The 10,383-nt window shown below is 50.3% G+C and carries 12 protein-coding genes, 1 tRNA gene and 1 pseudogene; 11 read left to right on the top strand and 3 right to left on the bottom strand.

Annotated elements, in window-relative coordinates:
* The 5 genes and pseudogenes from ABYP73_RS07555 to ABYP73_RS07535 all read left to right on the top strand — a co-directional run.
* Window positions 1-133, top strand: a pseudogene (locus tag ABYP73_RS07555) (transcriptional regulator); the annotation flags it as partial.
* Between the two features lie 58 nt (window positions 134-191).
* Window positions 192-791 (top strand): LemA family protein, encoded by a 600-nt coding sequence (locus tag ABYP73_RS07550; protein ID WP_188370649.1) that lies wholly within the window; start codon window positions 192-194, stop codon window positions 789-791.
* 4 nt (window positions 792-795) lie between these two features.
* Window positions 796-1,239, top strand: coding sequence for a TPM domain-containing protein (locus tag ABYP73_RS07545; protein WP_372945948.1), 444 nt, complete (start codon window positions 796-798; stop codon window positions 1,237-1,239).
* Entirely contained in the window at window positions 1,220-2,032 is an 813-nt protein-coding gene (locus ABYP73_RS07540) for a YgcG family protein (RefSeq protein WP_372973908.1), read from the top strand. Before ABYP73_RS07545 ends, ABYP73_RS07540 begins: the two co-directional genes overlap by 20 nt.
* A gap of 43 nt (window positions 2,033-2,075) precedes the next feature.
* Window positions 2,076-2,537 (top strand): hypothetical protein, encoded by a 462-nt coding sequence (locus ABYP73_RS07535; RefSeq protein ID WP_372973907.1) that lies wholly within the window; start codon window positions 2,076-2,078, stop codon window positions 2,535-2,537.
* Between the two features lie 3 nt (window positions 2,538-2,540).
* On the opposite strand, the gene der is transcribed toward ABYP73_RS07535, so the two are convergent.
* Complete coding sequence (gene der, locus ABYP73_RS07530; protein ID WP_372945945.1) at window positions 2,541-3,842, bottom strand: ribosome biogenesis GTPase Der; 1,302 nt, start codon at window positions 3,840-3,842, stop codon at window positions 2,541-2,543.
* 113 nt (window positions 3,843-3,955) lie between these two features.
* On the opposite strand from der, the gene ABYP73_RS07525 reads away from it, so the two are divergent.
* A complete protein-coding gene (locus ABYP73_RS07525; RefSeq protein ID WP_372973906.1) occupies window positions 3,956-4,480 on the top strand; it encodes a GTP-binding protein in 525 nt (174 codons plus the stop codon).
* Here ABYP73_RS07525 and era read toward each other — a convergent pair.
* Together era and ABYP73_RS07515 are read right to left on the bottom strand one after the other, a co-directional pair.
* Window positions 4,471-5,361, bottom strand: coding sequence for a GTPase Era (gene era, locus ABYP73_RS07520; RefSeq protein WP_372946659.1), 891 nt, complete (start codon window positions 5,359-5,361; stop codon window positions 4,471-4,473). The two genes, ABYP73_RS07525 and era, sit on opposite strands and share 10 nt — an antisense overlap.
* The gene (locus ABYP73_RS07515; RefSeq protein WP_372973905.1) at window positions 5,342-6,706 is read right to left on the bottom strand and encodes an alanine/glycine:cation symporter family protein; all 1,365 of its coding nucleotides are present in this window, start codon (window positions 6,704-6,706) and stop codon (window positions 5,342-5,344) included. Before ABYP73_RS07515 ends, era begins: the two co-directional genes overlap by 20 nt.
* A 121-nt stretch (window positions 6,707-6,827) precedes the next feature.
* Here ABYP73_RS07515 and ABYP73_RS07510 point away from each other — a divergent pair.
* From ABYP73_RS07510 to ABYP73_RS07490, 5 genes are all read left to right on the top strand, one after another.
* Window positions 6,828-6,900, top strand: a tRNA-Met gene (locus ABYP73_RS07510).
* Window positions 6,901-7,365: 465 nt separating this feature from the next.
* Window positions 7,366-7,896, top strand: coding sequence for a GNAT family N-acetyltransferase (locus ABYP73_RS07505; RefSeq protein WP_372973904.1), 531 nt, complete (start codon window positions 7,366-7,368; stop codon window positions 7,894-7,896).
* A gap of 75 nt (window positions 7,897-7,971) precedes the next feature.
* Window positions 7,972-9,129 (top strand): family 16 glycosylhydrolase, encoded by a 1,158-nt coding sequence (locus ABYP73_RS07500; protein ID WP_372973903.1) that lies wholly within the window; start codon window positions 7,972-7,974, stop codon window positions 9,127-9,129.
* Between the two features lie 101 nt (window positions 9,130-9,230).
* The gene (locus ABYP73_RS07495) at window positions 9,231-9,794 is read left to right on the top strand and encodes a nuclear transport factor 2 family protein (RefSeq protein ID WP_372945663.1); all 564 of its coding nucleotides are present in this window, start codon (window positions 9,231-9,233) and stop codon (window positions 9,792-9,794) included.
* Window positions 9,795-9,917: 123 nt separating this feature from the next.
* A partial coding sequence (locus ABYP73_RS07490; RefSeq protein WP_372973902.1) for a DUF6090 family protein occupies window positions 9,918-10,383 on the top strand: 466 nt, incomplete at its 3' end.

Genomic DNA, 10,383 nt, shown 5'->3' with positions numbered 1-10,383 from the left:
GCGGGGCTTTACTTTGGAAGGGGCCAAGATCCACCTGAAGGAAGAGCGAAAAAAGACCCTGTCTAACTTCGAGATCATCCAGAAACTCGAAAAGGTCAAAGCCGAACTGATCAAGATCAAGAACCAGCTCTGATGTAACATTCAGACCTCTTTTGATACTAACAGATACCTAACTTTAATTCAGAACACTTATGAAAAAATGGTTAATTCCCGTAATTATCCTGGTGGTGGTCGCATTCGGACTCTACCAGTGGGCCGTAGGATTTAACAACACCGCGGTGGAATACGAGGCTAATGCCAAAACGGCCTGGTCCAACGTGGAAAGCACCTATCAGAGACGGAACGACCTCATCGGCAACCTGGTGAAGACCGTACAGGGGGCTGCCGATTTCGAGAGAGGGACGCTCACCGATGTGATCGAGGCAAGAGCCAAGGCTACTTCGACCAACATTGATGTGAACGATCTGACCCCGGAAAAAATGGCTGCTTTCCAGGAAGCACAGACCGGCCTGTCCTCTGCCCTGTCTAGGCTGCTGGTCACCGTGGAGCGATACCCAGACCTGAAGGCCAACCAGAACTTCCTGGACCTGCAATCCCAATTGGAGGGCACGGAGAACCGGATCAATGTGGCCAGGGACCGGTACAACGAGGCCGTGAATATATACGACATCCATACCACCAAATTCCCCAACAAGATCCTCGCAGGGTGGTTCGGATTTGAGGAAATGGCCCGTTACCAGGCCAGTCCGGGCTCAGAAAATGCCCCTGATGTAAACTTCGAATTCGATTAGACCCATGCCCGAATCTAAGGTAGAAGCATTTTTAACGCAAGAGGAAGAACAGGAGATCGTCGATGCCATCCGACAGGCGGAGAAGAATACTTCCGGGGAAATCCGGGTGCATATTGAACACCATACCGATGCGGACCATTACGAGCGCGCACAGGAAGTCTTCCACGAACTCGAGATGGACAAGACCCGGGATGCGAACGGAGTCCTTATCTATATTGCAGTGCTAGACAGGACCTTTGTCATTTACGGGGACCGGGGCATAAACGAGGTGGTTCCAAAAACCTTCTGGAACGATACCAAAGAGGTGATACAGACCTATTTTAAACAGGGTCAATTCAAACAGGGGATCGTAGAAGGCATCCTCAAGGCCGGGGAGGAATTAAAAGGACACTTTCCCATAAAAAGTGACGACACAAATGAATTGAGCAATGAGGTATCTAAAGGCTAGTATCCTTCTCCTATTCCTGTGTGTCTTTTCACAGGTTTCCGCTCAGTTCACCATCCCGGAGAAACCCGAGCTGCAGACCAGCGTGTACGACTATGTCTCCCTCCTGTCCCAGAGTGACCGAAAGGCCCTGGAAGAAAAGCTTATTCGCTACTCAGATACTACTTCCACTCAGATCGTCGTAGTGATCTTCGCCTCCACCGAAGGGGAGGATATCAATTACCTCGGGGCCCAATGGGGTCATAAATGGGGGATAGGGCAGGAAAAAGAGGACAATGGGGTTCTGGTCCTTGTGGCCAATGACGATCGGAGGATAGCCATCAGTACGGGCTATGGAGTAGAAGGCCGGCTCACAGATGCCATGTGCAGCAGGATCATCGACCTGATTATTGTTCCTGAATTCCGAAATGGCGATTATGCGAGCGGACTCAACAAAGGAGCCGATGCCATCTTCCAGGTCCTCAGTGGGGAATTTCAGAAGGCCATTGAAGAAAACACCAACCCGGTAGCCAAAGGGGCAAAGGCCTTCTTTGTCCTTATTTTTATCCTTTTTGTGATCTTGATCTTCGTCTTGATCATCATCTATGTCAACCGCAAAAACAAAGGGGGCGGAAAAGGAGGCGGGCGCCACAAGGGACTCGACATCTGGGACGTGATCATCCTGAGCAATATGGGCCGGGGCAGCTACAAAGGCCGGGGCGGAAGTTTCGGGGGAGGCGGCTTTGGCGGCGGAGGATTCAGCGGTGGTTTCGGTGGTGGCGGCTTCGGCGGCGGTGGCGCTTCCGGGGGCTGGTAAAGACGCAATCCTATCAGCAACCGCTCTCTATAAAAAGTGATCCATGGCATTGAGATACCTCATTATCGGATTTGTTTGGCTCACCTTCCTGGGCTGCCTGGAGGAAAAAGATATCGATTGTTCCCTGGTACTTTGTGCAGCCGGAGATTCCATCAATCTCGAGCTGATCTCTGAGGGTCAGAATGTAATCGCCAATGGCACCTATACCCTCGAAAATATTGAAGTGACCGGGGCGACGACAGAACAATTACAGATAAAAGTTTTTCCTAATACACACGGAGCCACCATCGGATACCTGGAAATCTCCAGTTTCGACTGGAGGGCAGGCACCTACATGTACACTGTATTTCTCGGGAACGATTTTGAGATCGATCTTTCAGTGACCTTTAAGGCGACCGATTATCCCTGCTGTGGCGACCGTCTGGAAATCAGGGAACTGTCCTCCCGCAATGCCCTTGTAGAATACCGGGAAAATTCCGGCTTCTTTACTGTCATCCTGAACTAGGATCTATTTCTTCCGCATAAAGATGGTCACGGGCACCCCGTGGAAATCGAAATGTTCCCTTAGCTTGTTCTCTAAAAATCGCTTATAGGGTTCACGCACGTACTGAGGCAGGTTGCAAAAAAAGGCAAACTGAGGATAAGGCGTGGGTAACTGGGTGATATATTTGATCTTCACGTACTTGCCCTTATAGGCCGGGGGTGGAGTCTGTTCTATGATAGGCAGTAAAACATCATTCAATTTGCGCGTCGGGATACGCTTGCTGCGGTTCTTATAGACTTCCACAGCAGTTTCAATGGCCTTGTAGATCCGCTGTTTGGTGAGGGCTGAAATAAATACGATCGGAACGTCCGTAAAGGGTTCAATTGTCTGTTTAATGGCCTTGGTGTACTGCTTTACCGATTGGGTGTCCTTCTCCACCAGGTCCCATTTGTTGACCAGGATCACGATGCCTTTGTTGTTGCGCTGGGCCAGCCAAAAGATGTTCTCCACCTGCCCGTCAAAACCCCGGGTGGCGTCGAGTAAAAGGATGCAGACATCGCAGTGTTCGATCGCCCTGATAGACCTCATCACGGAGTAGAATTCCAGGTCTTCCCTCACCTTGGATTTCTTCCGGATCCCTGCCGTATCCACCAGGTTGAACTCGAATCCAAAACGATTGTACCTCGTGTCTATACTGTCTCGGGTGGTACCGGCGATATCGGTAACGATGTAGCGTTCTTCTCCGATCAGGGCATTGATAAAGGAGGATTTCCCCGCATTGGGACGGCCCACTACGGCAAACCGCGGCAGCTCGCTTTTTTCTTCTGTTTTCTCAGGGAGTACTTTTACAAGCTCGTCGAGCAACTCCCCGCTCCCGCTTCCGTTGATACTGGAGATGGGGTAGTACTCCCCAAGCCCCAGGGAATAGAATTCCACCGCATCCTGCAGCCGTTGTGTATTGTCTACCTTGTTCACGGCCAGGAATACGGGTTTTTCCACTTTCCTGAGCAATTTGGCCACGTCCTCGTCCATGCCGGTGATCCCGGTCTCCACGTCTACCATGAAGATCACTGCATCGGCCTCCCCGATGGCGAGTTCTACCTGTTTGTCGATCTCCTTCTCAAACACGTCATCACTGCCCAGGACATAGCCCCCCGTATCGATCACGGTGAACTCCCTCCCGTTCCAGTCGCTCTTCCCGTAATGCCGGTCGCGGGTCACCCCACTGACAGCATCGACGATGGCTTCCCTCCTTTGGATCAGGCGGTTAAAGAAGGTGGATTTTCCCACATTGGGCCGGCCTACAATGGCCACAATTGCACTCATAGCTCAAAACTTGGGGCAAAGGTAGTATTAATCGACCAACATTCAAGAGGATAAAATTGGAGACGAACAATAACGAGGCAGTTGGAATTTAGACCAAAAATGGTATCTTCTCCATGATAAAGACAGACGTGAAGCCACTGCCCAATGAGATCGTGTTGCGCCCCAGGTTCAATCTGGAGCGAGGAGAAGCCAAGGAGGTCCTTTTGGAGGCATTTGAAAGGCATGAAGGAGCCCCTTATCACATCAGGCGGATGGACGATCATGTCTTTATCAAGTTCAAAACGGAGGACGCCCATTTCTGGTCTCCCCAGCTCCACCTGGAGATCGTGGAAGAAGAGGACGGGGGGAGCAGGATATACGGGCTTTTCGGACCCAACCCTACCCTTTGGACCTTCTTTATGTTCCTGCATTTCGGGGTAGCTACCCTCTTTATCATTTTCGGAATCTGGGCCTACAGCAGTGCCGTTCTCAACAAGCCCTACGGATGGTTGCTGGGGGCCATGGGAGGCATGGTGGCCCTCTGGTTTATCTTCTATGCAATGGGAAGGGCAGGGAAGAAAAAGGGGAAACCCCAGATGAAGGAACTCCACAATTTCCTGATGGGTGTTTTGAAGGATAAGGCTATGGCTCAGGACTGATAACCAAACCGGCGGAGTTGTCTACTGTCACTGCGCCAGTCCTTGTTCACCTTTACATAGAGTTCGATGTGCACCTGCTTGTCAAAGAATTTTTCCAGGTCCTTGCGTGCCTCTACCCCCACTCTTTTCAGGGCGCTGCCCTTATGGCCGATGAGGATCCCCTTCTGGGAATTCCGTTCCACCATGATCACTGAACGGATACGGATGATGTCTTCTTCCTCAAGGAACTCTTCAGTCTCTATCTCCACGGCATAGGGGATCTCCTTTTTGTAGTGCTTCAGGATCTTTTCCCGTATGGTCTCGTTTACGAAGAAACGCTCCGGCCGGTCGGTAAGCTGATCCTTGGGGAAGTAAGGCGGACTTTCAGGCAGCAATTCCAGGATGCGCTCAAATACATTCTTTACGTTAAAGTTGCTCAGGGCCGAAATAGGATGCAGTTCTGCCTTGGGCAGTTGTTCCTGCCAGTACTGCACCTGCTCCTCCAGCAGGGCCTGGTCTGCCGTATCGATCTTGTTCAACAGCAGGAGAACCGGGATCTCGCTGTTTTTTATCTTTTCAAAAAAGGCCTCGTCCTTCAGCGCCTTTTCCCCTATCTCAACCATATAGAGAAGAACGTCCGCATCCTCAAAGGCCGATTTCACAAAGTCCATCATGGCGCTCTGCAGTTCATAGGCAGGTTTGATGATGCCCGGAGTATCCGAGAGGATCACCTGGAAGTTTTCCCCGTTCACGATCCCGAGGATGCGGTGTCTTGTGGTCTGGGCCTTGGAGGTGATGATGGAGAGCTTTTCCCCTACAAAGGCGTTCATCAGGGTAGATTTCCCCACGTTGGGGTTGCCTATGATATTGACGAATCCGGCTTTATGTTTTTCGTTCGGCATGTTGGGCGAAATATTTTTTAGCGGCTGCATTCACTTTGGGGGCAAGGTACAACACAGCGATCATATTAGGGATGACCATGAGGGCATAGGACAGGTCGATCAGGTTCTTGACCAGTTCCAGGGAGGCCACGGCCGCAAAGACGATCATGACCACGAAATACAGGTTGTACCACTTTCCGATGCGCGCATTGGAAAGGAAGGACAAACTCTTCACCCCGTAGTACGAATAGGTAAAGAGGGTGGAGAGGGCAAAGGCCGTGACGATCAGCATCAGCAATTCATCTCCATATCCAAAAAGTGTACGCCTGAAGGCGGTCAGGGTCATAACGATCCCGCTACCGTCTTCCAGGTATGCCCCGCTCAGGATGATGACCACGGCGGTAAAGGTACAGACCATGATGGTGTCAATAAAGGGACCCAGCATGGCCACCAGCCCTTCCTTCACAGGTTCGTCATTCTTGGACTGGCCATGGTACATGGGCGCGCTTCCAAGCCCCGCCTCATTCGAGAACATAGCTCGGCGTATCCCGATGATGACCAGGCCCCAGAATCCCCCCGTCACCACGGTCTTGAAATTCCATGCCTCGGTCAGGATCATTTTGAGAGAGGGCCATATGAGTTCTGTGTTCATGGCCATGACCACAATGACAGAAACCAGATAGACCAGAACCATAAAGGGAACGATGGCCGAAGCCACCTTGGCGATCTTGGTAAGCCCGCCGAAGATCACGAAGGAAGTGATCACGGCCAGGACAATACCAATGCCCAGTTTCCAGTTGAATTCGCTGGTGGCGTATACGGTCTCTACCGGGTCTACTACGCTCATAAAGGTCTCGGTGAACTGGTTGGCCGTAAATACCCCCAGGAAACCGAACAGGCCACAGATACAGAAAAAGGTGGCCAGGGGTTTGGCCCTGGGGCCCATCCCCTGTGTGATGTAGAACATGGGACCGCCCTGTAGTTTCCCGTCAGAATCGGTGCCCCGGTACATGATGGCCAGGCTACAGGAATAGAATTTGATGCACATCCCGATCAGTGCAGTAATCCAGATCCAGAAGACCACACCCGGCCCACCGTCATGGATCGCAATGGCCACCCCGGAGATGTTGCCGAGGCCTACCGTGGCAGCTACGGCGGCACTTAGGGCCTGGAAGGAACTCACGTCACCCTGCGCATTCTTGTCGTCGTATTTCCCTGAGGTGATGGCGATGGCATGACCAAAGAATCGGTAGGGTAAAAAGCGGGAATAGAAGACCAGGAAAAGCCCCCCACCGATCAGCAGGATGAACATGGGCCATTCGGTATAGGGGATCAGGGCGGAAAGAAAATCGTTGATCGCTTCCATAGGAGTTCTTCGCGTCCGAAGGTAGTTATTTTTGAAGGTTTGGCCATCCCCGGGTCTCCAAATAATTCTCCCGGTAAATCTTGATATTCGGAAAAAACCGTTGTATATTTGCCGTCCACATCGCGGGGTAGAGCAGTAGGTAGCTCGTCGGGCTCATAACCCGAAGGTCGCTGGTTCGAGTCCAGTCCCCGCTACAAAGAAAGCCGGTCGCTAAAAGCGATCGGTTTTTTATTTGTGGAAAAGCCAAGCTTGCTTGAGCTTTGGAATAAATGAAAAAGCGGCCAGTGCGCAAGCACTGAGACCGGCTTTCTCTGTAAAGCCACCCCCCAGGCCGCTTCCGAACGAAGTGAGGAAGCAATCCAGACCCTCGAAAAAATCCATCCCGATAGTTATCGGGACCAAATTCCAATTCAGGTTAACTTTTATTGCAAAGGAAAAACCAGCGCCATGCGCAGCATGGCGGATGGCTTTCTCTGTAAAGCCACCCCCCAGGCCGCTTCCGAATAAAGTGAGGAAGCAATCCAGTCCCCGGACAAATTCGTAATTGCAAAACCCTCTTCCCCTTCTCTTCCGGGAGTTATTCTCTTATAAATTCGTATCCTGCGCGTGAATTCTTCCTGTATATGCTATATTTAAAACAGTCATTGGCAAGGAGCACCATGAAACCAACACCCATCCTTGAAACCGAACGCCTGATCCTGAGGGAACTTTGTCACGAAGATACAGAGGACATGATGCGACTCCATTCCCATCCTGTGGTGCAGCGATATACAGGGGAAGGGGTTATCACCACCCCGGAAGGGATCATCAATAAGATAGCCGAGAAACAAGCCGATTACCGCAAGTACGGCTACGGCCGTTGGGCAACCATCTTAAAAGAAGGAGATGGATTCGTAGGATGGGCCGGTTTGGCGTATCTCCCGGAATTTGATGAAATCGATGTCGGCTACCGCTTCCTGCCCGAATTCTGGGGAAGAGGCCTGGCCACGGAGGCTACGCGGGGCATTTTGTCCTATGCTTTTAATGAGCTCAAATTAAAACGCATTGTAGCCATCGCGATGAAAGAGAACAAGGCCTCCATACGGGTGATGGAAAAGGCAGGGATGCAATTTGAGAAGTATGCACCGTATTTTCCGGAAGGGGAGGATCTGGCGTGGTACGTTATGAAAAATGAGATATTAGGAATATAACACGCTCAGATTCTTCAGAGCCACGATCCATGAATCACAGAAAAATTAAGTATCATTGAAAAAAAAATAACAGCTATGGCACATGTGATCTCTACTTCTTTATACTTGACGTATTCCGGGCTCCGTTATTTATTGTTGATCCCGCTGGCTGTTTTCCTTTCCTGCAGTGGCGACTCAGAGGCAGAGCAGCCCGACCTGCCGACTAACTTATCAGTTACCATCACAATCACAGGGGCCACAACATCCAATCCAACAGGTGACGGTTCTGGTGAGGTCGTCATCGTTGCCATGGCCGATAATGCCGTTCGTTATGGCTTCCGCATCGGCAACGGGGAATTACAGCAAAACAGCACAGGTACGCTTACCTATACAGCCCCTCAGGAGGGAACCAACTCTTATTCCCTGGAGGTATTTGCCTATTCAGGCAGCGGGGAGTCCATCAGCAAGTCGGAGAGTTTCCAGGTATTTAAGGAAGAATTAGCCCCCTACAGTACGCTGGTATTTGCCGACGAATTCGAGTATGACGGGACTCCGGATCCGGACAAATGGCACCACCAGGTTATACCGATTATCAATGGTACTGACTGGGCCAATGGGGAAGTGCAGCATTACACCGCCCGGATAGAAAACTCCTACGTGAGTTCCGGGACCCTGAAAATAAAAGCCATTAAGGAAAATTACACCTATAACAATGTCACCAAATCCTATACTTCGGCTCGACTTAATTCGAAATTCGCCTTTAAATACGGCCGTGTAGAAGTCAGGGCTAAACTGCCTGCAGAAGCGGGGACCTGGCCCGCCATCTGGACACTGGGAGCGAATATTGATGAGGTGGGCAATTATTTTGACAACCAGTACGGAAGTGTGGGATGGCCTGCCTGTGGAGAAATCGACATCATGGAACAACGCGGCTGGGATAAAACCACCACGATAGGGTATTTCCACTGGGGTGACACCTTCACCGGAGAATACAAAAACGAGGGTGGTGATTTAGCCGTCCCTAATACTGCTGAAGAATATCATGTTTATACCGTTGAATGGGATGAAACTTCCATGCACGTAATGGTAGACGAAGTCACGGTTTATGAATTATCCAATACAGCAGACAAACCCTTTGACAACGAGCATTACATCTTGCTGAACATTGCCATGGGTGGCAATCTGGGCGGAAATATACCCGGCGATTTTACCGAAAGTATCATGGAAATTGACTATGTAAGGGTATATCAGTAGGCCCCGATATCCCCCGCAATAAAACTTCCTCACCCGGTTATTTACCCTTGCCTTAATTTTTCGTATCTTAAGGGGATATAAACCACTTAAATAACCAATCCATGAGAACACAATTCATTACCCTTGCGGTACTGGGGCTATTCGTCCTGTCTGCCTGCAAGCAAGCTGCTCCTTCTGAGGAGACCACGCAAACGGAGGCCCCGGATTATGCGGCCTTTGATGCCAAAGTAGCCATCATCACTGCCTTTTACAAGGCCCACGAAGCCGAAAATCTGGAAACCCTTACTAACCTCCTGGCTGATACGCTGCAATGGAGCCCTCCCCAGTACAACGGCAACCAATGGTTAGGTAAAGACGACCTGCTGGCCGCCTTGAAGAACTACCATGAAAATTTTGACGATATCCGGTTTACTCCAGGGGTATCTACCCCAGATGCAACGGAAGGAGGCTACTGGTCAGGTTCTGTATTCCCCGAAGCAACGGCTACCACAACATCTAACAATATCAGGGTATATGGTACCTGGAATGCTACTCACACGCCAACCGGCAAGCCTGTAGGTGTCAAATTCTACTCCATCATATCGGTCAACGATGAAGGTAAGATCGCCGCGGCCTCCGACTACTTTGACGTTCATGGCCTGGCTGTACAGGTGGCCGAGGAATAAAATCCTGTTTAAGACTAAAAATGGCCCCGGTTGGGGCCATTTTCTATTTATCCTAATTGAAATATGGGTTCCTGCTAATGCGTTTTTTTTTACTTTCACCCTTAAACCGATCACCTAATACATATGATCAAAATTTTCAGACGCATACGTTATAATCTCATCGAGAAAAATAAGGCCGGACAATACCTAAAATACGCCATTGGTGAGATCATCCTGGTGGTCATTGGCATTCTGATCGCCCTGAGTATTAACAACTACAACGAGGACCGTATCCTCAGGAAGAAAGAACAGATCTACCTCAAGAGCCTGCAAGCAGAGTTTTTGGTGAGCCAGAAAAAACTGGAAACTCTCATGGAGGTGAACAGGAATAGTTACGAGGCTGCAAAAAAGATCCTTTCCGTGGTTGATAAAAATCCTTCCTCCGATCTGGAAGAAACGCTATCCCAACTGGGCTATAATTCCTTCGCTTTTGAGATCGCCTACTACCCGAACAACGCCGTATTGAATGAGATGATCAGTTCTGGGAGCCTTCGGGATATTACTAACGACGACTTGAGGATTCACCTCGCTTCGTGGAGCTCGTTCCTGG

Source organism: Muriicola sp., from assembly GCF_041567615.1.
In the GTDB taxonomy this organism is placed as follows: Bacteria; Bacteroidota; Bacteroidia; order Flavobacteriales; family Flavobacteriaceae; genus Muriicola.
This window is presented reverse-complemented; position numbering and strand designations above follow the sequence as displayed.

What these genes read in the sequence shown, in the direction of transcription:
- ABYP73_RS07550 (WP_188370649.1), top strand. Translation starts at nt 192, where the DNA reads ATGAAAAAATGGTTAATTCCCGTAATTATCCTGGTGGTGGTCGCATTC.
- ABYP73_RS07545 (WP_372945948.1), top strand. Translation starts at nt 796, where the DNA reads ATGCCCGAATCTAAGGTAGAAGCATTTTTAACGCAAGAGGAAGAACAG.
- ABYP73_RS07540 (WP_372973908.1), top strand. Translation starts at nt 1,220, where the DNA reads ATGAGGTATCTAAAGGCTAGTATCCTTCTCCTATTCCTGTGTGTCTTT.
- ABYP73_RS07535 (WP_372973907.1), top strand. Translation starts at nt 2,076, where the DNA reads ATGGCATTGAGATACCTCATTATCGGATTTGTTTGGCTCACCTTCCTG.
- der (WP_372945945.1), bottom strand. Translation starts at nt 3,842, where the DNA reads ATGAGTGCAATTGTGGCCATTGTAGGCCGGCCCAATGTGGGAAAATCC.
- ABYP73_RS07525 (WP_372973906.1), top strand. Translation starts at nt 3,956, where the DNA reads ATGATAAAGACAGACGTGAAGCCACTGCCCAATGAGATCGTGTTGCGC.
- era (WP_372946659.1), bottom strand. Translation starts at nt 5,361, where the DNA reads ATGCCGAACGAAAAACATAAAGCCGGATTCGTCAATATCATAGGCAAC.
- ABYP73_RS07515 (WP_372973905.1), bottom strand. Translation starts at nt 6,706, where the DNA reads ATGGAAGCGATCAACGATTTTCTTTCCGCCCTGATCCCCTATACCGAA.
- ABYP73_RS07505 (WP_372973904.1), top strand. Translation starts at nt 7,366, where the DNA reads ATGAAACCAACACCCATCCTTGAAACCGAACGCCTGATCCTGAGGGAA.
- ABYP73_RS07500 (WP_372973903.1), top strand. Translation starts at nt 7,972, where the DNA reads ATGGCACATGTGATCTCTACTTCTTTATACTTGACGTATTCCGGGCTC.
- ABYP73_RS07495 (WP_372945663.1), top strand. Translation starts at nt 9,231, where the DNA reads ATGAGAACACAATTCATTACCCTTGCGGTACTGGGGCTATTCGTCCTG.